The organism is Geothrix sp. (assembly GCF_030219325.1).
GTDB lineage: Bacteria > Acidobacteriota > Holophagae > Holophagales > Holophagaceae > Geothrix.
Genome location: NZ_CP126625.1, coordinates 3,593,598 through 3,617,446, shown reverse-complemented (window position 1 = coordinate 3,617,446; position 23,849 = coordinate 3,593,598). Strand labels below are relative to the sequence as shown.

Below are 23,849 nucleotides of genomic sequence, written 5' to 3'. Positions count from 1 at the left end.
GCCGGATGCGTTCGAATCCGCGCCTTGGTGGGTCGGCGTCGAGTACGGAGAGGCAAGCCTCCGGGACAAAGGGGGGAAGCCCTCAGCTCCCCCCCTTTCGCGCCGGGATGATCCTCTGAAGATCCCGCACCCGGTCCTGGGCCCCCCTGAGCGCAGGCACTGAAAGCTTCTTGGCCGCCAGGTCGCGGTTCGTCGCCGCTCCGGGCTGTCCGTTCACGGCGGCCAGTGCGAACCACACGTAGCCTTCGGCCACATTCCTGGCCAGGCCTTCCCCGCGAAAGTAGGCATTCCCCAGGTTAACCTGGGCCCCGGCATGGCCCTGTTCCGCGGCCATCCGATACCACCGCGCCGATTCCGCGGGGTCCCGGGGAACGCCCCGGCCGAAGTGGCAACGGTCGCCCAGCTCGAACTGGGCGGCCGCATCCCCGGCCTGGGCCCGCGCGCGCAGCGTCCCCAGCTCGACCGCCCCGCCAGGCCCGTCCGCCACGGTCCGGGCCCCGGACTGCCCGGCCAGGGGCGGGGCCAGGAGGCAGGACACGAGGATCAGAAGCGGTCGGCCCATGGGCTCACCCGGGAGGTCGCCAGTGTACGCGCAGGCCGGCGGTGCCCGCTCTGCCCTAGACTGGGGTCGCCCCCAGGAGGACCCCATGCCCGAAGCCCTCGAGAAGATCCAGGACGAGGTCCAGGACCGCGCGGCGGAGAGCCGCTTCAACGGCTTCATCGCCCTCTTCGTGGCGGTGGTGGCCACCTTCATGGCCCTGTGCAACGTGAAGGACGGCAACGTGGTCCAGGCCATGCAGCAGTCCCAGGCCCGGGCCGTGGACCAGTGGGCCTACTACCAGAGCAAGAGCACCAAGCAGCACATCGCCGAGAACTCCGCCGAGATGCTGAAGGTGCAGCTGGAGATGAACCCCGGCCTGAAGCCCGAGCTCCACGCCAAGGTCATGGGCCGGATCACCGCCCAGGAGGTCGCCGCGAAGAAGTACGAAAAGGAGAAGGAGCAGATCCGAGGCGAGGCGGAAAAAGCCGCCAAGGACTACGACGCCATGAACATCCACGACGACCAGTTCGACCTGGCGGAGGCCTGTCTGAGCGTGGCGGTGGCCCTGGCGGGCGTCACGGCCCTCACGAAGAAGCGCTGGCTCTTCGGGGTGGCGGGGGTCTTCGCCGTCTTCGGCTTCCTCTTCGGCCTGGCGGGGTTCCTCCACTGGAACCTGCACTCGGACCTGATGGCCAAGGTCCTGGGCTGAGCCGGATCCCTCACCGCGCGATCGGCGCGCCTCCGGCCGGATCGAACCTCGCCTTCAGCTCCCCGACGACGTCCGCCAGGCTCACCTCGAAGCGCGCCAGGAGCGGGGCCAGGGCCTCGGGGGGGCCGGTCGGGATCGTGTTCTGCAGCTCGCGGGAGAGGGAGGCCAGCTCCAGGGCCCCGATGGTGCCGGCCACCGCGATCATGGAGTGGGCCAGCCGGGCGGCGGTCTCGGCGTCGCCCCCGGCCAGGGCCGCCCGGATCTCGCCGGCGGCGCCCGGCTTCAGCTCGAGGAAGCGGCGCAGCATCTTGTCGCGCAGGTCGGCGTTCCCGGAGAAGGAGGCCAGGCCCGCGTCCCAGGACAGACCCGCCGGGGCATGGATCGGGGCGGCGCCGACGGCCCCTTCCGTTGGGCGGGGCGCCCGGGAACGACCGTCCCCCCGGAGCCAGCCCGCCAGGGTGCCGAAGAGCTCATCGGGGTTGATGGGCTTGGTGATGTAGTCGTTCATGCCGAGAGCCAGGCAGCGCTCCCGCTCGGGCAGCATGGCGTGGGCCGTCATCGCGAGGATGGGCAGGTCGGCGAACCGGGCCTCGGCCCGGAGCTGCCGGGTGGCCTCGTAGCCATCCATGACGGGCATCTGGAGGTCCATGAGGACCACGTCGAAGGCGCCGCCGTGGACCTTCTCGATGGCCTGGCGCCCATCCACGGCGAGGGTGACCTCCATGCCCATCAGGCCCAGCAGCTCCATGGCCACCTGCTGGTTGAAGTCGTTGTCCTCCACCAGCAGGACCCTCGCCCCCTTGAGCCGCGCCAGCTGTTCCGGCGAGGTGGCCTGCCTGGGCGGGACGAGGCGGGAGGGCGCCTTCTCCCCGAAGGCGCGGGTGATGGCATCGAGCAGGGAAGAGGGCGACACGGGCTTCGTGAGGTAGCCATCCAGGGCCTCCTCCTCCACCCGGCGGGCCACTTCCTCATCCCCGTAGGCCGTCACCATGATGATCCGGGGGTCGGCGTGGGGGCCCGGCGCGCGGCGGATGCGCCGGGCGGCCTCGAAACCGTCCTCGTCGGGCAGCCGCCAGTCCAGGAGGATCAGATCATAGGGGGCCTGCTGCAGCTCCTCGAAGGCCTCCCGGGCCGAAGCCAGCATGGTGGCCTCATAGCCGAGACCGGTGGCAAGCCCGTGCAGGATGAGCCGGGCGATGGGGCTGTCGTCCACGATGAGGATGCGCAGGCTTTCCTTGTCCCAGGCCGGATGCAGCCGGGGCGCGGGGACATGGCGGCCGAGGCCGAACACGGCCGTGAAGGAGAACTCGCTGCCCCCGCCCAGCTCGCTCTCCACCCAGAGCTCGCCGCCCATCATGGCCACCAGGTGCTTGCTGATGGCCAGGCCCAGCCCCGTCCCGGTGAACTTCCGGGTGCTGGAGCTGTCCACCTGGCTGAAGGGCTGGAACAGCTGCCGCGTCTGCTCGGGCGACATGCCGATGCCCGTGTCCCGCACCGAGAACTTGAGGGTGACGCGGCCATCCCCGGCCTGGATGCGGGTGACGGTGACCACGATCTCGCCCGCCTCGGTAAACTTCACGGAGTTGCTGCACAGGTTGGTGAGCACCTGGCCCAGGCGCATGGGGTCGCCGTGCAGGCAGGGCGGCACGTCCGCGGCGATGTGGAGCATGAACTCCAGGCGCTTCTCGGCGGCCTTCATGCCGATGAGCTGGGTCACGCGCTCGAAGGCCTCCTCCAGCAGGAAGTCCTTGGTGTCCATGTGGAGCTTCCCGGCCTCGATCTTCGAGAAGTCCAGGATGTCGTTGATGATCCCCAGCAGGGAGTCGGAGGCGATCCGGGTCTTGAGCAGGTACTGCCGCTGCCGCTCCGTGAGCTCCGTCTGCAGGGCCAGGTGGGTCAGCACGCTGACGGCGTTCATGGGGGTGCGGATCTCGTGGCTCATGTTCGCCAGGAAGGCGCTCTTCATCTGGGTGGCGGCCTCGGCCGCCTCCTTGGCCTGCATCAGGTCCAGGTTCGCGGCCCGCAGCTCCGCGGAGCGCTGGGCCACCAGTTCCTCGAGGTGCGCCTTGTAGAGGGTCAGTTCCGACAGGGCGCGTTCCCGCTCCCCTTCCAGCTGGGCGCGCCGGGCCAGCTCGGCCTGGAGCTCGGCCGTGCGCCTGCGGACCAGGCGCCGGAGCGACCAGGACCAGAGCCCCAGGGCCGCCAGCAGCAGGAGGGCGAGCAGGGGCACTGCCGCGTTGAGCAGCCGCTGGGGCAGCTCGGCCAGGGGAGCCTGCGCGGCCCGGAGGACGCCAGCCTGCGTGCCCGCCAGGAGGAGGGCCCCGACCAGGAACCTGGCCCCCATCCGCCAGGAGGCCTTGACCCGCCCCGCCCCGCCGCTTCGGGCTGGATCGTGGGGCCCACGGGGGGCGCCAGGAGACGATGGGGTTGTCACAGCGTCATCTTCCAGATGCAGGATCTCATCGGGAAAACGAACCCCGGCCCTGAATCCTGCCGGTGGGTTGGCATCCTCCCTGCACTTTGTGACGGCGATCGGCACCCTCTGCCTCGTGGCCGGGTATCGTCAGCATGACTGCCCGGGTCCGTGCCCCGAGCCGTGGAGCCCCCGTGTCCCCTGACCCCATCTCGAACGCGAAGCTCATCGCCCTGCTGCGACGCTTCCTGATGGAGCACGCCAAGTCCGCCTCCCGGTCCATCTGCCACTGCCCCATCTGCGTGGACGCCCGGAAGCTGCTGGAGCGGGCCTACGGGGACAAGCCGCTGGGCTGAGCGTCTGCTGCGGTGGCCGACGCAGAGGAGGTCCTGCCATCGGCCTGCCCGAAGGGGGGCCCCGACCCTTGATCCATTGATTAATAAATGAATCAGTTGAACTATTTTTTCAAATCAGAAACAAGGCCTGTAGACTGTTCGACCTATTCCCATACTCACCCTAAGGAGGTGTCCATGAAGCGGTCCTACGTGATTGCCGGTGCAGTGATGCTGGGTCTTTCCCTCCAGGCGGCCGAGGGCAAGCACATCGCCCGGGCCACCCTCCAGACCCGGGCCGGGGCCACGGTGGCCTCGGCCCAGGCCGACCCCAATGGCTGCGTCCGCTTCACGAACGTGCCCCCCGGCGAGTACCAGGTCGTGATCACCAATGCCGATGGCCGTTCCGTCACCTTGGCGGACCTGGACGGGGATGGCCGGGCGGACATCATCATCGAGGGCCGGAGCGCGGCCGGCTCCACCCTGAGCACCGGGGGCGGCGCCGGCAAGGTCAGCGTGCAGGACCTGAGCGTCACCCGCAGCACGGCGCCGGCCCCGTCGGGTTCCGGGAGCGGCGCCGGCAAGGTCAACGTGCAGGACCTGAGCGTCACCAAGCAGACCCAGGGCTCGAGCTTCGGCGAGAAGACGGTCGGCGGCGCCCTGCCGGGCGGCGCGGTGGTGTCCTCCGGGGTCGTCTCGCCGCGGGACCATGCCAGCGGCCTGCCCACGGGCAAGCGCATGCACAAGCCCATGGTCTGCCTGGTGGACTGGGACCTGGCCAAGGGCAAGGGGGGCTACGCCTCCGAGCGGGTGGCCCAGGCCGAGGGCCAGCAGCTGCCCGACACCCCGGGCGGACGCTGCGTCGTCAAGGTGGTGGCCGACGAGCAGCCCGGCACCATCGAGGTGCTCAGCTGGTCCTGGGGTGCCTCCCAGGCCGGCAAGCACACCAAGACCGGCCACGTGACCCTCATGAAGTGATCGGGATCCGCCGCATGGTCCCGACCCGTGCCTGAGACCCGAATCCTGCGGGGGCTGGCGCGCGCCCTGGGCGCCGCGCCAGCCCTCTTCGCCCAGGCGCCCCCGCCCGTCGAGGTGGAGTTCATCACGCCGCCCGCGCCCGGCGGGCCCCTGGTCGTCCAGGCCAAGGCCCCCCCGGGGACCGAATGGGTGGTGCTCTTCCACCGGAAGGCGGGCGAGGCCGAGTTCGAGACGCTCACCCTGGCGCGCGGCGAGGACGGGCTCTTCACGGCACGGGCCGAGACAGTGCTGCCCACGGGCGTCCCGATCCAGTGCTACGTGGCGTCCAAGGGGGCGACGGGCGTCACCACGCTGCCCGCGGAAGCCCCCGCCGCCTTCTTCAACCTGAACCTGCCCGCCTCTGCCGAACCGGAACCCGAGGTCCCCGCGGGAGCCGCCACCTCGCCACCGCCCGTACCTGCGCCAAAGCCCCACGGCCCCCTCTATGTGGATGGCAGCGCCTCGGACCTCGTCCACCGGAAGGTGGCCGTGCCCAACGAACCGACCCTCCTGGCGGCCGGCCAGGTCCGTCTGGTCCTGCAGAAGGACGAGGAGGATCGCCACCTGGGCTTCGGCGCCCGCCTGGTCTACACGGACCAGCCGCGGCCGAACCAGGCCCGGTGGACCGTCGGGGACATCCAGGCGGTCTACGCGACCGGGGCGCACCGCCTGCAGGCGGGCGACCTCACGGCCCAGGAATCCGAGTTCACCCTGGGGCCCGGGGGGCGGCGGGGTCTCGACTACACCTATTCGGGCCAGCCCACGGCGGCCCACCTCTTCGCGCTCAACACGGAGCGGCAGACCGGGGTGACGGGCCTGCTCTGGCCCGTGGCGGGCAGCGAAGCCTATGGCGGCTCCCTCAGCCGCCTTTGGTTCGACAACGCCCTGCGGACCAAGCTCGTCTTCCTCAGCGGGCGGGATGATCTGGCCACGGCGTCGAATCTGGTGACGGCCTTCGCCCTGCCCGTGCGGGAAGGCTCCACCGGCGCGCTGGTGGTGGATGGCCGCTTCCTGGCGAACCGCCTGGCGGTCTCCGGGGAGTATGCCCGGAGTCTCTACACCCCGGACGCGAAGGTGGGCACGCCCATGGAATCCGACCAGGCCTGGCGTCTGGCCACCCAGTGGACCGAAGGGGGCTTCAGCGCTCAGGCGGGCTACCGTGCCGTGGGCCAGGCCTTCGGCACGGTGGGCGTGGCCTTCTTCACGGGGGACCGGCGCGTCCTCGACGGCAGCGTAGCCCTGAACCGTCCCACCTGGGGCCTCAGTGCCACGGCCACGGACGAACGCACGAATCCCACGGGCCGCGTGAACCTCAGCCAGGCCTGGAACCAGTCCCAGAGCCTGGATGCGCGGGTGGTGCTCAGCCCCACGGCCACCTGGCGGGTGGGCCTGCGGGCGGGGCGGCAAGAGGCCGAGATCGTGGCCAATCCGCTGATCCCCTTCAGCAACAGCGAACGCTCGGGCGTGGTCATGGGCTTCGACTTGGTGCTGCCGCCCCAGCTGGTTCTCACCTTCAACGCCCAGTTCGACCAGCTCCGTTCCATGGGCGCCGCCGCCACCACCGGCAGCAGCAAGGCGCTGTCCCTGGGGGGGAACCTGGGCCTGGGCACCTGGGGTCGCCTGTCCCCGAACCTGAGCTGGTCGCGGATCCTCAGCCAGCCTGGCGATCAGCAGACCACCATCGCCAACGCCTTCCTCAACGCCCAGTTCAGCCTCATCCCCGGGACGCTGCAGCTGCTCCTGAACGGGGGCGGCTCCCGGACCGTGCTAGCCACGGGCGCGACGCTGAACGCCTCCACGGCCGAAGGCACCCTGGGCTTCACTCTGGATCCCTACCTCCGGAGCCTGGCGCGGGGCAGCCTGGGGCTGAAGGCACGCTACACCCGCAATCCGGCCATCGCGGGCATCGTCGAAGACAACCGCCTCTTCCTCCTCCTGAACCTGTCCTTCTGAAGGGTGGACCATGCGCTGGTTCCACACATGCCTCGCCCTCTCCCTCGCCCTGGTGGTGCAGGCGGCGGGCACCATCACCGCCAATCCGGGCGTGCCCTTTCCGGGCCGGCCGGTCACCTTCATCCTGACGGCGAACCCCGATCCCGTCGGCCAGGTGCAGTGGTCCTTCGGGGACGGCACCACGGTGGTGGGCGGGGCCATCGCCACCACCACCTATGTGACGCCGGGCTCCTACACCGTGCGGGCGGTATTCCGCTCATTCAACGGCGGGGCCCTCTCCCCGCCCCAGGTGGCCCAGGCCCAGGTGCGGGTGGCGGACCATCCTGCGGCGCCCTTCAGCATCGCCATGCTCCGCCTGCGCTGGGAGGACGGCGGCATCGAAGCCTCCGTGCCCCAGGGCTCCACGCCCCTGGTCGCCTATCTCGACCTCAAGTGCGAGGGCGCGGGCGCCTTCCTGGCCCAGTGGACCGTGGACGGGGTGCCCGTGGGCACGGTCACGCGCCAGGTGGCCTTCGCCTCGGCGATCACCTTGGATTCCCGCGACCTGCCTTCGCTCCCGACCACCGAGCTGGGCGAGCACCAGGTGAGCCTGCGCATCCTGTCGCCCCAGGTCAGCTTCCAGGTGCCGGTGATCCGCTACTTCGTGCGCCTGGACCGCGGCGAGCCGCCGCAGATCGACACCGTCGCGCCCCCCCAACTCCGCGCGGGGGAGGAGGCCGAGCTGCAGCTCACGGGACGGAACCTCACCGCGGACATGCGCCTCTCCTTCGGGAAGGACATCGCCGTGCTGGCGTCGCCGCGGATCCTCTCCCCCGGCCGGGCGACGGTGCGGGTCTACCTCTCTCCCACCGCCCGGCCCGGCCTCCGGCGCATCGGGGTCTCCAACCCGCACGGGAAGGCGCGGGGACCGGGGAGTCTGCGGGTGGTGGAGCAGCGCTGAGGTCGAACCCCTGGGCGCCCGGTGAGTCCTCCCCAGTCCGGGGGAGGATGGCTCCCGGCCCCTGGCTCCGCACCCCGGTTCCGGGGACCTATACTTCCATCAATCTCCCGTCAGGGGTGGGCCCATGGCGATCTCCGGCATTCAGAGCAGCTCAGCGAGCCTTGCGGTGGGGCCTGGCAAGCCACGGACCCTGGTTTCCTACGATCCCAGGGACACGAACCAGGATGGCGTCGTCTCCCCGGCGGAGCTGCTGGCCTATGACCTGAAGCATCCGAAGGTCACCACGACAGGGCGGAAGTCGGCTCCTCTCCAGGATCAGCTTCGCTCCCGGCCGAGTGACAGCCTGCCGAATCCGATCGCCCAGGCCGGCCGTCCAGGCAGCGCCTACCTGGATCCGAAAGACGCAGACCGGAATGGCACGGTCAGCCCTCTGGAAAGGCAGGCCTATGACCTGAGGCATCCCCTGAATGGGGTCAGCCAGGGTGCGGCTCCGGCGACCTATGCCCCCGGGGGGTCGAGGGCCGCTGAAGGGGCGGATCGAAGCCGGGTTCTGGATCTCTACGCCTGAGGCCTGGTGGGGCGCGGACCCAGTTCACGCTGGACTCGAACGCGTCCGGCTATGCCGTCCGCCGGTCTTGCTCCCGGCCCTCCCCCGGAGGGCCTCCGCGATCCCACTCGCTGGTCCGAGCCCAGCCAGGCGCGTGGGGCGCCGACCCAGTTCACGCTGGACTCGAACGCGTCCGGCTATGCCGTCCGCCGGTCTCGCTCCCGGCCCTCCCCCGGAGGGCCTCCGCGATCCCACTCGCTGGTCCGAGTCCAGCCAGGCGCACTGGTGCGCCTAGCTGGACTCGAACCAGCGACCTGCAGCTTAGAAGGCTGCTGCTCTATCCACCTGAGCTATAGGCGCGCGGGTCTAGTCTAGCGGGTCGGGTCTGAAGTGGGTCTGGGGGCGGGGCTTCATGTGACACTGGCGCGTTCTGCATGTCTCATCGGAGGGGTGTCCATGGCCTTGATCAAGACCTCGCACGTCATGCGGGCGGTCGCACTTTTGGTGGGGGTCGCGCCGGTGATCACGGCGCAGGAGCTCCCCATCCCCGGCCGGGGGACGGTGAGTCTGGTCCTTCCTTCGGAATGGAAGGAGGTCCAGCGCCTCACGCCGAAGGACCTGCCGCCCACCCTCGCGTTCGAGCGGGCCGGCACGCCCCGGGGCAGCCTCCAGGTGACGGTGCTGTGGAGCCCCCGGAACGAGCCAGACTTCACCTTGCCCGAAAGGCTCCGCGGGTTCTGCCTCGCGGGGCAGAACGCCTTCAAGGGGCAGACGGTTGAGCAGGAGCTGCCCCTGAAGACGCTGACGGGGAGCCAGGGCGCCGGGTTCTTCTACGAGGCCACCGACAAGGCGTACCGGGCGCCCGCGGGCCCGCCGCCGCCAGGGGAGTTCCCGATCCTCACCCATGGCGAGCTGGGGCTCGGGCGCCTGATGCTGAGCTTCACGATCATGTCGGACGCCAAGGGCGATCCGGCGGTGGCCGAGGCGCTCGCCGCGATCCAGAAGGCGGTCTTCCGGCCCCAGGTTCCGGCTGCCGCCACCAAAATCCAGGGTGCCGGCATCTCGCTCACGGCCGACCTCGAGGGCTTCCAGCAGAAAATGGGTGAGAAGCATTTCCACGGGGCCTACTACCAGGTCGGCTACTTCACCTCGGAAGCCTGGCAGCTGAACCTCTCGGTGCTGGTGGACGACCTGAACGGGAAGAGCCTGGCCGACCTGGAGAAGGCCGGCCAGGGCCAGAGCCAGGGGGCCGTGAAGCTGCTGCCCGGCGGGAAGGTCCGTTCGGAACCCATCGACGAGCCCAGGGGCTTCCTGATCAGCTATCCGTCGGAGTTCCCCATGAAGGGGTACTTCATGGCGCAGTGGTACTTCGAGACGATCCACCAGGGGAAGTGGCTGGAGCTGCACTTCTCGAAGGTGCTCGAGACCGGGAAGGAGCTCGAGCCGACCCATGCGGAGGTGCTGAGGATCGTCCGCTCCATCCGGGCCCGGTAGCCGGTACAGAGCCACGGCCCCCGGGCGGAGGCCGTGGGCCGGGCTGAGGGTGCGCTAGAAGTGGACCTGCACCTGGAGCATGGGGGCGGTGACGCGGCGGTTGGTGGCGGGGGCGGGGGCGTCGCTGTTCTGGCCGCCGAACTTGTTGTTCCAGTACTCGAAGCCGGGCCCCGCGTAGACCTTCTTCTTGGTGCCGAAGAGGGGGCTCAGGTCTGCCATCAGGAAGAGGTTGGCCAGGGTCTCGGGCTTGGTCTCCACGCCGAAGCCGTCCTTGCCCTTGGCGCCGATGTAGTTGGCGTAGCCCTTGAACTCGGCGCCCACGCGGCCCACCTGGAAGGGGAGGCCCCAGGCGGCGGTCACGGTGTAGGTGGTCTTGTAGTCCACGGACTTGCCCACGATGCCGTTGTAGTTCTGCTCGTGGCAGCCCCAGAGGCCCAGGTCGAAGAAGCCGCTGCCCGCCTTGAAGTTCAGGGTGGGCCCGAAGACCAGGAAGCGCTTCTTGGAGGCGAAGGCATTGTCCTTGGAGTTGAAGTCGAACCCGGCGGTGAAGGAGACGTCGCGCACGGGGCCGAAGCCCAGGTCCTTGCCGCTGATCTTGCCGAGGCTCAGGGCCGTGCGGTACACCACGTAGACCTCGTTGGCGCCGCTCTGGCCGTTGGCCGCCGGGTCGCCCTTGTCGGACATGAGCATGTCGACGTTGAGGAAGTTCGTGCCGTAGGCCCAGCCGCTGACGTGGCTGAGCTGGAGGATGTCCTTGTGCAGGGTGCCGTCGATGCCGGGCTCCCGGAACTGGTTGCCGGTGCGGTAGCCGATGAGGGTGTCGCTCCAGTCGGCGGCGGCCAGGGGCAGGGCCGCGGCGGCGAGGAGGGCGAGGGCGAACTTGGTCATGAAGACTCCGGAAAGGGATGGGTCCTAGGCGGACAGGAAGAGGAGCTTGAGGAGGAAGACGACGGAGAGCGCGAGGATGATCGGGTTGACTTCCTTGAAGCGGCCCGTGGCGGTCTTCAGGACGGTGTAGGCGATCATGCCCAGCGCGATGCCGTTGACGATGGAGAAGGTGAAGGGCATGACGATGACGGCCAGGTACGCCGGGATGGCGTCCGTGATGTCGTCGAAGGCGATCTCCCGGATCTCGGACAGCATGAAGAAGCCGATCATCATGAGCGCGGGCGAGGTGGCCTGCAGCGGCACCATGAGGAACAGGGGCGACAGGAAGAGCGCGATGGCCAGCCAGCCCGCCACCACCAGGGCCGTGAGGCCCGTGCGGCCGCCCTCGGCCACGCCGGAGGCACTCTCGATGTAGGCTGTGATGGCCGTGGTGCCGAACATGGACGCGAAGGTGGTGCCCACGGCGTCGGCCATGAAGGCCTTGGAGGCGCCGGGGAAGCGGCCCTCCTTGTCCAGCATCTTGCCCTGGGCGCCGATGCCCATGAGGGTGCCGATGGTGTCGAACATGTCCACGAAGAGCAGGGTGAACAGGATGATGAAGATGTTGATCATGCCGCCCAGGGACTTGGTCCAGGTCCAGTCGTACTGGAACATCTTGGGCCAGGCGGGAATCTGGAAGAGGGCGCCCTTGGGCAGGTGCGTGAAGCCGCCACCGAAGGACACGGGCAGCAGGCCCACCAGCGTGATGACGAGGATCCCGATGAGGATGGCGCCCTTCACGCGCTTGGCCACCAGCACGGCGATGAGGAAGAGGCCCACCACGCTCCAGAAGGCCGGGGTCAGGTGACCGTGGTCCCAGAACTTCGCGATGAAGAGGTTGTTCACGTCGTGCAGGCCGAAGAGGGCCGAGGGGTCGTTCTTCAGCACGGGGAAGATGGTGTCGGGCTCGAACTTCAGGCCCACCTGGGTGACGCCGGAATCCACGAAGCCGATGATGGCGATGAAGAGGCCAATGCCCACGGAGATGCCCTTCTTCAGCGATAAGGGGATGGCGTCCATGAACTGTTCCCGCACCTTCATGGCGCTGAGGAAGATGAAGACGATGCCCTCCAGCAGCAGGGCCGTGAGGGCCACCTGGATGGTGTAGCCCATGCCGCCCTGGTTGGCCGGGGCGCAGACCGTGAAGGCGAAGAAGGCCGAGAGGCCGATGCCCGAGGCGAAGGCGATGGGCAGGTTCGCGTAGAAGGCGCCGATCAGCGTCGAGATGATGGCGCAGACCACGAAGGCCGTGAAACCCTGCGCCGGCGCGATGCCGGCCACTTTGAGGAAGGCATTGGGGATCAGCGAGATCACGTAGGCCAGCGAGATGAAGGTGGTGGTGCCGGCCAGCACCTCCGTGGCCACCGTGGTGCCCCTGGCTTTCAAACCGAAAAACCGTTCCATGCTGTCCTCCGGAAGGTGGGAATGGGGATTAGTGCTGCGCTTCGGAATCGTTGCTGAGGCCCAGGCGGTCGAAGCCCCAGAACAGCAGGCTCAGGGCGATGGCCACCACGGTGCCCAGGGCCATGCCCTTGAGCTCGACGGTGCCCAGCTTCACGGCGGCGCCGCTGATGCCGCTGATGAGCACCACCGAGGTGAGGATGAGGTTGCGCGACTGGGTGTAGTCCACCTTCTTCTCGATGAGCATGCGGATGCCCGCCGCGGCGATGACGCCGAACAGCAGGATGCAGACGCCGCCCATGACGGGCACCGGGATGCTGCGGATGATGGCCGCCAGCTTGCCGGAGAAGGACACCAGGATGGCGATGCAGGCCGTGCCGCCGATGACCCACACGCTGTAGACCTTGGTGATGGCCATGACGCCGATGTTCTCGCCGTAGGTGGTGTTGGGCGTGGCGCCCACCAGGCCCGACAGCACGTTGGAGAGGCCGTCGCCCAGCAGGGAGCGGTGCAGCCCGGGATCTTTCATCAGGTCCTTGCCCACGATGTTGCCCGTCACCACCAGGTGGCCCACGTGCTCGGCCAGCACCACCAGGGAGGCGGGCAGGATGATGAGGATGGCCTGCAGGTTGAAAGTGGGCGCGTAGAGGGTGGGTACCTGGAACCAGGGCGCCAGGCGCACGGCCTGAAAGTCCACCACGCCGAGGCCCAGGGAGAGCAGGTAGCCGGCGATGACGCCCAGCAGCACGGGGATCACCGCCAGGAAGCCCCGGAGCAGGACCGAAGCCAGGATCGTCACGGCCAGGGTGGCGAGGGACACGACCAGGGCCGTGGATAGAGGCATGCCCAGCACCGCGGGGCCGGGCGTGAGCCCCGCCATGTTGGTGGCCACGGGGGCCAGCTCCAGGCCGATGATGGCCACGATGGCGCCCATGGCGGCGGGCGGGAAGATGACGTCGATCCATCGGGTGCCTGCGAAGCGCACCACCTGGGAGACCAGGATGAAGATGAGGCCGAAGACGATGAAGCCGCCCTGGGCGGCGGAGTAGCTGAGACCCGCGGCCAGCACGGCGAAGACCGGCGAGAGGAAGGCGAAGCTCGAGCCCAGGTAGGCCGGAATGCGGCCCTTGGCCACGAAGAGGTAGATGAGCGTGCCCACGCCGTTCATGAGCAGGCAGGTGGCCGGATTCACCTTGAAGAGGAAGGGCACCAGCACGGTGGCGCCAAACATGGCGAACAGGTGCTGCAGGCTGAGTGGCACGGTCTGCGCCAGGGGCAGGCGTTCGTCGACGTCGATGGTGCGGCGCAGCATGGGGGCCTCGGGGAAGACATCGTCCTGAAGGGGGGGTGAACCCATGGCCGGAAGAACGGCGGGGAGATGGGCCCTGGCGGAACGGGAACGCCAGATGATTTTTTCAGACGGCAGGCAGTGCGGGCGTCACATGTTGTTTACGCGAGGCGCCCCGGCAGGGCTGCCCCGGGGCCCGTTGGGACGGGGCCGCATCCCGTTGATCCAAGAGGCTGTTGCAACAGCCAGGACGGCCGGGAGCCGGTCCTGGCACCCACGTGGGGGGAGGGGATGTTCAGGGTCCGGTTTGGACAGAAATACGACCGGAACTAGACCCTTTGAACTACGCACGTTGAGAACGCAAATCAATAATTCACTTGGAGTTGTGATTGCGTGTTCAAAGGATTTGCCTATGATCTGAGGATACTTCGCACGCGACAACCACTTGAAAGCAGGAAGGGCCGGAGGAAGCGTCTCCCGAAGGGCCAGGAGACCCAGGACCCCCCACGGGCAGGTGCCTGACCGCTCGAAGGCCACCGGCTTCCGCCCCCTCCTCCGATCCATCAACCCGGGCACGTGTTTCTCAAGGATGTGGGCCATGAAGGACCAGCAAACCAAGTGGCATCGGATGGCGATCGCGGCGGTCCTCTGTGTCCTCGGCCTGTTCGGATGCGGCGGCACCAAGAGCCCGGCCAACACCACCCAGTACTACGGGGACTACCACCCGGCGGGCTGGATGACGGTCCATGGCGGGCAGGCGGTGACGGGGTTGGCCGCGTGCACCAAGTGCCACGAGATCTCGATCCTCAGGGTCGGCAGCGGCATCCCGACCTGCATGACGACAGGGTGCCACCACCAGTCCACGCCCGGTTTCGCGGATCCGGGCAGCCACGGCCTGCGTGCCAAGTCGGCGATCGGCACGCCGGCCGGCGCGGGCCTGGCCTCCTGCCAGATCTGCCACGACAAGGACTTCTCGGGCGGCCCCGCCGCCAATGCCTGCGTCACCTGCCATGGCGTGAGCGCCCCGCATCCGCCCAAGCCCTGGCGCCTAGGCCCTGGCTCGACCTTCACCCACGTGACGACCGATCCGTCCAATGCCGCCGTCTGCGTCCAGTGCCACTTCCCGGGCTCGGCGAAGAATCCGATCGGCCACCCCGCCATCCCCGCGCCCGCAGGTACCCAGCCGGGCTGCTTCAACGCGACCCTCTGCCACGACGACAAGGTCGCCCCCCATCCGATCCCCTTCCTCGCCGGGATGACCACCAGCAGCGGAAATGGCCACCTGACCGTCACGGCCACGGCCTTCGCCGCCGACTGCGCCAACTGCCACGCCTATTCGGGCACCTCCCCCACGACGACGGCCCCGCTCTGCCAGGAATGCCACCAACTGGCGGATCCCACCCTGCCGGGCACCAATGCCGGCACCTGCCGCTCCTGCCACGAAGGCACCAGCGGACTGCCGAAGGGCCCCGGGGGCACCGGCTTCCCCAGCATCGCCGGCGCCCACGCCAAGCACATGAACCTGGCCACGGCGCTGACCTGCAACACCTGCCACAGCGGCAGCGGCAGCGGCACCTTCACCCACTACGACAACGCCAATGCCCGGCTCTGGCAGCTCGCCGGGCCCGCCAGCGTGGCCATCGATCCCCTGTTCGCAGCCAAGACGGGCGGGGCGCCCGCGTTCACCGACGCCTCCCTGACCTGCTCGAACGTGAGCTGCCACGGGGGCCAGGCCACGCCCGCCTGGGAGTTCGGCACGATCAACAGCGGGACACAATGTACCGCGTGCCACGGCGTGGCCGCCTCCAAGACCACCATCACCCAGTTCAACGACGCCTTCGGCCGGCACAGCCTCGGCACGCACAACGCCACGAACGCGGCCAACGCCGTCGCCTGCACCACCTGCCACAACATGGGCAATGGCTCGCCCGGCGCCCTGGCCCACTTCAAGTACCTGAACACCCCGGCGGTCGACGGCGCCTCGAGCGGAGCGCCTGCGGACCAGATGCCCAGCGGCACCATCGCCTTCGACCCCCTCATCGTGTCGGGCCCCGGCACCTACGCGGTGACCAGCGCCACCCAGGGCAGCGGCACCTGCGCCCTCACCTGCCACACCCACATCCACACCGCCGCCGTGAATGACTGGACCTTCGCCAACGTCCCGCATCCGGTGCCCTTCCTCACCGGACAGAAGGATGTCCAGGGCAATGGCCACCTGACGGCCACGGCCGCCATCTTCGCGGCGGACTGCGCCAACTGCCATGCGTACTCCGGAACCTCGCCCAACGCCGCTTCCCCGCTCTGCTCCATCTGCCATGCCCTGGCCAATCCCACCCTGGCCGCGACGGGGGCCGGGACCTGCCTGTCCTGCCACGTCGGTCCCGCGGGCCTGCCCGCCGGCCCCGCCGGCACGGCCTTCCCCAGCCTTCCCGGAGCCCATGCGAAGCACCTGGCCCTGCCCACGGCCCTGACCTGCAACACCTGCCATACCGGCGCCGGCACGGGAACCGCCACCCATTACGCCAATGCCAACGCGCGGACCGCGGCCCCCACTGGACCCGGCACCGTGGCCATGGATCCCACCTTCAAGGCGAAGAGTGGTGGCAACCCCACCTTCACGCCCGCCTCGCTCACCTGCTCGAACGTCAGTTGCCACGGCGGTCAGGGGACCCCCGCCTGGCAGGGCGGCACCCTCAACAGCGGCACGCAGTGCACCGCCTGCCACGGTGTGGCCGCCTCCTCGGCGACCACCACCCAGTACAACGACGCCTTCGCGCGCCACAGCCTCGGCACCCACAACGCCACCAATGCCGCCAACGCCATCGCCTGCACCACCTGCCACAACATGGGCAACGGCTCGGCTGGCGCGCTCGCCCACTTCAAGTACCTGAACACCCCGGCGGTGGACGCCGTGGCCACGGGCCTGCCCGTGGACCAGCTGCCCAGCGGCACCATCGTGTTCAACCCCGCCATCGTCACGGGCCCTGGCACCTACACGGTGACGAGCGCCACCCAGGGCAACGGCGGCTGCGCCCTCACCTGCCACACCCACATCCACGTGGCGACGGTGGACACCTGGACCGCCAGCGGCGCCCCGCACGCCATCCCGTTCCTCTCGGGCCAGACCGACACCCAGGGCAATGGCCACGTCACCGCCACCGCGGCCGTCTTCACGGCGGACTGCTCCGCCTGCCATGCCTATTCGGGCAGCTCGCCCATGGCCGCGGCGCCGCTCTGCAACGTGTGCCACAAGCTCGCGGATCCCACCCTGGCCGCATCGGGCCCCGCCACCTGCCTGTCCTGCCATGCGGGCACCAGCGGACTGCCGAAGGGCCCCGGCGGCACCACCTTCCCCAGCATCGCCGGCGCCCACACCAAGCACATGAACCTGGCCACGGCGCTGACCTGCAACACCTGCCACGCCGGCAGCGGCAGCGGCACCGCCACCCACTATGCGAATGCCAACGCGCGGGTCGCCACGCCCACGGGCCCCGCGCCCGTGTCCATGGATGCCACGTTCAACGCGAAGACAGGCACCTCCCTCTTCACCCCGGCCGCGCTCACCTGCTCGAACGTGAGCTGCCACGGCGGCCAGGCCACCCCCAGCTGGCAGACGGGCGCGATCAACAGCGGCGTCCAGTGCACGGCCTGTCATGGTGTGGCGGCCTCCTCCGCGACCACGGCCCAGTTCAACGATGCCTTCGGCCGGCACAGCCTTGGCACCCATAACGCCACGAACGCGGCCAACGCCATCGCCTGCACCACCTGCCACAACATGGGCAACGGCTCGGCCGGGGCCCTCGCCCACTTCAAGTACCTGAACACGCCGGCCGTCGACGGCGTCGCCACGGGAAGCCCCGCCGACCAGCTGCCCAGCGGCACCATCTCCTTCAACCCCGCCATCGTCACGGGCCCAGGCACCTACACCGTGACGAGCGCCACCCAGGGCAACGGGGGCTGCGCGCTCACCTGCCACACCCACATCCACACCACGGCCGTGAACGAATGGACCTTCGCCAACGTGCCCCACCCGGTGCCCTTCCTCACCGGGCAGAAGGATGCCCAGGGCAATGGCCACTTGAGCGCCACGGCGGCCATTTTCACGGCCGATTGCGGCAACTGCCACGCCTACACCGGGACTTCCCCCAACGCGACCTCCCCGCTCTGCTCCGCCTGCCATGCCCTGGCCAACCCCACCGTCGCGGCCACGGGCGCCGGGACCTGCCTCTCCTGCCACGTGGGCCCCTCCGGCCTTCCGAAGGGCCCCACCGGCGCCAGCTTCCCCAGCATCGCCGGGGCCCATGCGAAGCATCTGGCCCTGGCCACGGCGCTGACCTGCGACACCTGCCACGCCAGCGCCGGCACCGGCAGCCTCACCCACTACAACAACGCCAATGCCCGCTCCAGCGTGCCCACGGGGCCCGGCACGGTGTCCATCGACCTGCTGTTCTCCGCCAAGACGGGCGGGGCCCCGGCCTTCACCCCGGCCTCGCTGACGTGCTCCAACGTGAGCTGCCACGGCGCCCAGACCACCCCGGGCTGGCAGGTGGGCACCCTCAACAGCAGCACCCAGTGCACCGCCTGCCACGGCGTGGCCGTTTCAGCGGGAACGATCACCCAGTACAACGACGCCTTCGGACGCCACAGCCTCGGCACCCACAACGCCACGAACGCGGCGAACGCCATCGCCTGCACCACCTGCCACAACATGGGCAACGGCTCCGCCGGGGCCCTGGCGCACTTCAAGTACCTCAACACCGGCGCGGTGGACGGCGTCGCCACGGGCGTGCCCGCGGATCAGCTGCCCAGCGGCACCATCGTCTTCAACCCCGCCATCGTCACGGGCCCCGGCACCTACACGGTGACGAGCGCCACCCAGGGCAACGGCGGTTGCGCCCTCACCTGCCATACCCACATCCATGCGGCTGCGATCGACACGTGGACCGCCTCCGGCGCCCCCCACGCGGTGCCCTTCTACGCGGGCCAGACGGACACGCAGGGCAACGGCCACCTGACCGCCACGGCGGCCACCTTCGCCGCCGACTGCGCCACCTGCCACGCCTATTCCGGCACCTCCCCTCTGGCCACGGCCCCCGTCTGCTCGACCTGCCACACCCTCGCCGATCCCACCCAGGTGGCCACCGGCGTCGGAACCTGCCTGTCCTGCCACGTGGGTTCTTCCGGCCTGCCCACCGGTCCCACGGGGGCCTCCTTCCCGAGCATCGCCGGCGCCCACGGCAAGCACATGGGCCTGCTCACGACCCTGACCTGCAACACCTGCCATGCCAATGCCGGCACCGGCAGCACCACGCACTACAACAATGCCAATGCCCGGGTCGCCACCCCGACCGGGCCGGGCACCGTGAGCATCGACGCCCTGTATCACGCCCAGAGCGGCAACACGGCGGGCTTCAATGTCGCGGCCCTCACCTGCTCCAGCACCAGCTGTCACGGTGGCCTGGATACCCCCAACTGGCGGACCGGGACCATCGCCTCGACCTCCCAGTGCACCCTGTGCCACGCCATCAACTACGGGACCACGCCCTCCCAGTACAACGACGCCATCGGACGCCATGCCTGGGGCACCCACTCCACCGCGGGCACCCTCGACTGCACCATCTGCCACGACATGACGTTGGCCACCCCCGGCGCGCAGAACCACTTCGCGGAGTTGAACACCACACCCGTCAGCAGCACCAACAAGCTGCCCAGCACCACCATCAAGTTCAACCTCGGCAACACCACCTACCCGATCACCGGCCCGGCCACCTACACCATCAACGCCACCTACCCCGAGGGCGATGGCGGCTGCGCCCTCACCTGCCACAGCCAGATCCACACGCCGACCACGAACCACTGGGCCATGCCCAAGGGATCCGGCGTGGCGCACCCCGTGCCCTTCCTCAGCACCGACGTCAGCACCGGTGGCAACCACCACCAGACCCTGACCCTGGCCCAGTTCAACGGGGAGTGCATCACCTGCCATGACCTGGGAGGCGTCTCCGCCAAGACCGGACCCACCTGCAACGTCTGCCACACCCTGGCCGATCCCACCGCAGTCGCCACCGGCGCGGGGACCTGCCTGTCCTGCCACGTGGGCACAAACTTCAAGACCCAGGGCCCCACGGGCTCCACCTGGCCGAACCTCCAGGGCGCCCACCTGAAGCACCTCTCCCTGCTGACCTTCACCCGGACCACGCCCGTGCTGCCCGCTTCCCTCACCGCCTCGGTCTGCGAAGCCTGCCACGTGGGCTCGGTGCCCGGGGACACGGCCAACACCCACTACAGCAATGCCAACAAGCGGCTGACCAGCCCGATCCTGTCCGGTCCCGCCTCCGTGTCCCTCGATCCCACCTTCAATGCCCAGTCCGGCACCGCCGGGATCACGGCCAGCGCCTCGGCCTTCACCTGCTCCAACGTGAGCTGCCATGGCGGCCAGACCACCCCGGGCTGGCAGAGCGGAAGCCTCACGGTGAATGCCACCACCTACTGCATCGCCTGCCACAAGGTGGCCTCCACGGCCACCCAGTACAACGACGCCACGGGCCGCCACAACAACCCCGGGGCCCACAACACGACCTGCGACTACTGCCACGACATGACCCAGAACAAGCAGGGCGCCATCGACCACTGGAAGTACCTGGATACCTCCGCCGTCCGCATCACGCCGGACCAGCTCTCCAGCGACACCATCAAGTTCGGCGGCGGCGCCCAGCCGGCCACCGGGGCCCTCACCTACACCGTGAATGCCACCATCGGCCGAGGCGGCTGCGCCCTCTCCTGCCACGGGCAGGGCCACACCACCAGCGGGAACGTCTGGAACTAGGAATCGGATCCACTCCTACCCCTTGGCGATGAGGACCGGCCTCATCGCCAGGGCAGGGGTTCGGCCGGGGCGGATGGACTCCTGATCAGGTGTTGGGTACCGGAGGGCCGGGTATCTCGGAACCGGATCTGGCGGGCCATCGGGCGTCGACGATCATGGAGGGTCAGAAGTAACAGGTGTACGAGGGGGGGTCCGGGTTTCCAGTGCCCGGAGCCAGCGGGGGTCCTCCTTGGGGGGCCCCCGTGTCATTCGGATCCAGCCTCCGCTGGCGCTTGGACCGGCGAAGGCGTGAATCCGAAGATGGGGCGCGGCCGTGCGCCGGGTCAGGCGGTGGGGACCTCCCCGTCCTTCGGCTTCCCCACCCAAGCGTAGAAGCTAGGCAGGGCCAGCAGGGTGAAGAGGGTGCTGGTGACGAGGCCGCCCACCATGGCGATGGCCAGGGGGCGCTCCAGCTCGGAACCGCCGAAGCCGAACAGCATGGGCATCAGGCCGAGGATGGCGGCCCCGGCGGTCATGAGCTTGGGGCGCACGCGGCCCAGGCTGGCTTCCCGCAGGGCAGCCTCGAAGGGGAGACCCTGCGCCATCAGGCTCTTGGCCTGGGTGATCAGCACGAGGCTATTCTGCACCGCCACGCCGAACAGCCCGATCATCCCCACGATGGAGCTGATGTTCCAGGTCTCCCCGGTCAGCCACAACGCCACAAGCGCGCCCGCGAAGGCGTCCGGCAGGGTGGCGAGCACCACCAGCACCTCCCGCCAGGTCTTCAGGGCGATGTAGAGGAGACCCACCACCAGCGCCAGGGCGGCCACGATGGCGAGCCCCAGCCGGCGCTGGGTCTCCCGGGTCTCCTCGATCTTCCCCCCCAGCTTGATGAAGGCGCCCTCGGGAAGCTTCATGCCCTCGAGAGCCTTCTCGATGCGCCTGGCCGTGCCGCCGAGGTCGCCGGAGGTCCGGATGTTGAGGCCGAGGCGCCGCTGACCGGATTCCCGACGGACCAGGGTGGGCGTGGAGGCCTCCTCAAAGCGGGCCACCTGGCCCAGTGTCAGGGCACGGCCATCGTCCAGGACCAGGGGCGTGCCCTTCAGGGTCTCGGGGCTCATCCGGCCATCATTGGGAAAGCGCACCATGCGCTCGATGCGCTGGGGACCCTCGAAGCGGATCTCGGAGGGGAGGCCCTGGAGGGCCGCCTGAAGCGTCCTCGTCACCAGGGGGCGGGGGACGCCCAGACGGCGCAAGGCCTCTTCGTCGAGCACCAGTCGCCAGCGGGGCATGGGGTCCGGCGTGTCCGGGGTCACGCTGCGGACGCCCTCGACTTTCAGAAGCCGCTCCCGGAGTTCCGGGATCGCTCCCCGGATGGCCTCCAGGTGGCGGCCGAAGACCTTCACCTGGATGTCCGCAGGCGTGCCCCCGATGCCCTCGGCGATGCGCTCCTGCATGGGGGTGTTCACCTCCACGGGGAAGGGCATGGCCTCGGCGGCCTCCAGCACCTCCATCCCGACGGTGCGCTCATCGGCAACAGGTTTCAGGATGACCATGATCTCGCTGTCGGTGATGGGGCAGGGGTCCTCGGTGACCTCGGCGCGCCCGCTCCGCCGGTAGACGGATTCCACACCCGGGATGGTCTTCAGGCGGGCATCCAGGTGTGCGTTGGCCTGATCGACGGCCTCCAGACTGCTTTCCGCGGGCACCTTGGAGAGGAGCATGAAGGCCCGCTCGTCCAGCGTGGGCAGGAAGTTGGTGCCGAGCTGAAACGCCAGCCAGAGGCTGGGAACGGTGAGGCCAAGGGCCAGCACGCGCACCAGGGGGCCGTGGTGCAGGGCCCAGCCGAGGGCTGGCGCGTAGATCCGCTTGATGGCTGCGATGAAGCGCGGCTCATCCAGGGAGGTGCCGGGGGGCAGGAACCGCTCCACCAGGGCGGGCACCAGGGTGAAGGTCAGCACCAGGCTGATGGTCATGGCCGAGGCCACGGCCACGGCCAGGGGCGCGTAGAGCTTGCCCGCGATGCCGCCCATGGACAGCAGGGGGATGAAGACGGCCAGGATCACCAGGACGGCGATGAGGATGGGCGTGGCCACCTCGGCGGCGGCACGGGTGAGGGCCACGCGGCGCGATTCCTCCTGTTCTTTGTGCGTGTGCAGCCGGTGGGCCAGGTTTTCCACCATGATCACCGCAGCATCCACCAGGAGACCCACGGCGATGGCGAGGCCACCGAGGGTCATGGCGTTGAGGCCCAGCCCGGCGAAGTGCAGGGGGATCGCGGCCCCGAAGGTGGCCAGGGGCAGCACGGCCAGCACCAGCAGGGCCCCGCGCAGGTTCCCGAGGAGGACCACGAGGACCATGGCCACGAAGATACCGCCCACCAGCAGGGCCAGGGTCACGCCGTTCAGGGCACGGGTGACGAGACGCCCCTGGTCGTAGATCACCTCCAGGCGCATGCCCTCGGGAAGGCCCTTCTTCAGCTCCACCACGGCGGTGCGAACGCCCTCGGCCACGTCCAGCGTGGCCGCGGTTGGCTGCTTCACGATGCGCAGGCTCACATCCTCGTGGCCGTTGTGCCGAGCCAGTCCCCGGCGGAAGGCCGGGGCCTCGCGAACATCGGCTACTTCACCCAGGGTCACGATCCCCCTGGCGGCCTGCACGGGGAGCCGGCGCACTTCCTCTGGGGTCGCCGCGAGGCTGCCCACGGTCATGAACCAGCCCTTGTCCTGGATCTCCAGCACCCCCGTCGCCATGTCCTGGTGGCTCTGTTCCAGGGCCGCCATCACGCGATCCAGGCTGACTCCGAGGTTGCGTAGCTTTCCGGGGTCCAGCGTGATCTGGAGGGACCTCTCCTGTCCCCCCAGGCGCTCCACCCGGGCCACGCCGGGCAGGGACTGGAGCCTGGGCCCCAGCACCTGCTCGGCGTAGTCCCGCAGCTTCATGGGGTCCACGCTCTCGCTTTCCAGGACGACCTCCATCAGCTCCTGAAGGCGGCCGGACGCGCTGGACATCAGGGGCGGACGGGTGCCAGTCGGGAAGCTCCCGATCACTCCGGTCAGCCGCTCGGCCACCAGCTGCCGCGCCCGCCAGGGATCCGTGGCGCCGTCAAATGTCACCACCACCTGGACCAGCTCGGGGAGCACCGTCGTCGCGACGCGCTTGACCCCGGGCATGCCGCCCAGGGCCTGCTCGGTGGGCTGGGCCACGGACAGCTCCAGTTCAGGCGTGGCCCGGCCTGGGCTCTGGATGAGCACGCTGAGGATGGGCAGGTTCATGTCCGGGAAGAGGTCGCGCTTGAGCTGGGCGAAGGTGAAGACGCCCGCCAGCCCCCAGGCGAGGCTGAGGGCGAACACCCATCCCTTGTGCGGGAGGAGGAAGTCGAACCAGCGGCGGATCAGCGTTCGATGCTGCGGGGTGTAGACCGTGTAGGGATCGTGCGGCATGGCCGGATCAAGGGGGATGTCTGATCCGTCCGGGAGGCT

The 23,849-nt window shown here is 69.3% G+C and carries 14 protein-coding genes and 1 tRNA gene; 8 read left to right on the top strand and 7 right to left on the bottom strand.

Annotated features, from left to right (window positions below; all coding sequences use genetic code 11):
• Positions 1-82 precede the first annotated feature (82 nt).
• Positions 83-562, bottom strand: coding sequence for a tetratricopeptide repeat protein (locus QOZ81_RS16140; protein ID WP_291203849.1), 480 nt, complete (start codon positions 560-562; stop codon positions 83-85).
• Positions 563-647: 85 nt separating this feature from the next.
• Between QOZ81_RS16140 and QOZ81_RS16135 the strand changes: the two genes are divergently transcribed.
• Entirely contained in the window at positions 648-1,250 is a 603-nt protein-coding gene (locus QOZ81_RS16135; protein WP_291203851.1) for a DUF4337 domain-containing protein, read from the top strand.
• Between the two features lie 10 nt (positions 1,251-1,260).
• Here QOZ81_RS16135 and QOZ81_RS16130 read toward each other — a convergent pair whose 3' ends face one another.
• Positions 1,261-3,594 (bottom strand): hybrid sensor histidine kinase/response regulator, encoded by a 2,334-nt coding sequence (locus tag QOZ81_RS16130; protein WP_291203853.1) that lies wholly within the window; start codon positions 3,592-3,594, stop codon positions 1,261-1,263.
• A 263-nt stretch (positions 3,595-3,857) separates the two neighbouring features.
• Between QOZ81_RS16130 and QOZ81_RS16125 the strand changes: the two genes are divergently transcribed.
• The 5 genes from QOZ81_RS16125 (at position 3,858) to QOZ81_RS16105 (ending at position 8,473) form a co-directional block, all read left to right on the top strand.
• Complete coding sequence (locus QOZ81_RS16125; protein ID WP_291203856.1) at positions 3,858-4,019, top strand: hypothetical protein; 162 nt, start codon at positions 3,858-3,860, stop codon at positions 4,017-4,019.
• A gap of 174 nt (positions 4,020-4,193) precedes the next feature.
• Positions 4,194-4,973 (top strand): hypothetical protein, encoded by a 780-nt coding sequence (locus tag QOZ81_RS16120; RefSeq protein WP_291203859.1) that lies wholly within the window; start codon positions 4,194-4,196, stop codon positions 4,971-4,973.
• A 27-nt stretch (positions 4,974-5,000) separates the two neighbouring features.
• Positions 5,001-6,965, top strand: coding sequence for a hypothetical protein (locus QOZ81_RS16115; protein ID WP_291203862.1), 1,965 nt, complete (start codon positions 5,001-5,003; stop codon positions 6,963-6,965).
• Positions 6,966-6,975: 10 nt separating this feature from the next.
• The gene (locus tag QOZ81_RS16110; RefSeq protein WP_291203865.1) at positions 6,976-7,905 is read left to right on the top strand and encodes a PKD domain-containing protein; all 930 of its coding nucleotides are present in this window, start codon (positions 6,976-6,978) and stop codon (positions 7,903-7,905) included.
• Between the two features lie 124 nt (positions 7,906-8,029).
• Entirely contained in the window at positions 8,030-8,473 is a 444-nt protein-coding gene (locus QOZ81_RS16105) for a hypothetical protein (protein WP_291203868.1), read from the top strand.
• 262 nt (positions 8,474-8,735) lie between these two features.
• On the opposite strand, the gene QOZ81_RS16100 is transcribed toward QOZ81_RS16105, so the two are convergent.
• Positions 8,736-8,812: transfer RNA gene (locus QOZ81_RS16100), tRNA-Arg, on the bottom strand.
• Between the two features lie 96 nt (positions 8,813-8,908).
• Here QOZ81_RS16100 and QOZ81_RS16095 point away from each other — a divergent pair.
• Positions 8,909-9,946 carry a hypothetical protein gene (locus tag QOZ81_RS16095; protein WP_291203870.1) on the top strand — a complete coding sequence of 346 codons (1,038 nt, stop codon included), beginning with the start codon at positions 8,909-8,911 and terminating at the stop codon, positions 9,944-9,946.
• Between the two features lie 54 nt (positions 9,947-10,000).
• On the opposite strand, the gene QOZ81_RS16090 is transcribed toward QOZ81_RS16095, so the two are convergent.
• Genes QOZ81_RS16090 through uraA form a run of 3 tightly spaced genes read right to left on the bottom strand, consistent with a single transcriptional unit; the run spans position 10,001 to position 13,586 of the window.
• Entirely contained in the window at positions 10,001-10,834 is an 834-nt protein-coding gene (locus QOZ81_RS16090) for a hypothetical protein (RefSeq protein ID WP_291203873.1), read from the bottom strand.
• A gap of 24 nt (positions 10,835-10,858) precedes the next feature.
• On the bottom strand, positions 10,859-12,277 hold the full coding sequence (locus tag QOZ81_RS16085) for an NCS2 family permease (protein ID WP_291203876.1): 1,419 nt from the start codon (positions 12,275-12,277) through the stop codon (positions 10,859-10,861).
• Positions 12,278-12,305: 28 nt separating this feature from the next.
• The gene (gene uraA / locus QOZ81_RS16080) at positions 12,306-13,586 is read right to left on the bottom strand and encodes a uracil permease (protein ID WP_291203879.1); all 1,281 of its coding nucleotides are present in this window, start codon (positions 13,584-13,586) and stop codon (positions 12,306-12,308) included.
• A 574-nt stretch (positions 13,587-14,160) separates the two neighbouring features.
• Here uraA and QOZ81_RS16075 point away from each other — a divergent pair.
• On the top strand, positions 14,161-20,388 hold the full coding sequence (locus tag QOZ81_RS16075; protein ID WP_300715074.1) for a CxxxxCH/CxxCH domain c-type cytochrome: 6,228 nt from the start codon (positions 14,161-14,163) through the stop codon (positions 20,386-20,388).
• A gap of 323 nt (positions 20,389-20,711) precedes the next feature.
• Here QOZ81_RS16075 and QOZ81_RS16070 read toward each other — a convergent pair whose 3' ends face one another.
• Entirely contained in the window at positions 20,712-23,810 is a 3,099-nt protein-coding gene (locus QOZ81_RS16070; protein WP_291203884.1) for an efflux RND transporter permease subunit, read from the bottom strand.
• Positions 23,811-23,849: the final 39 nt, after the last annotated feature.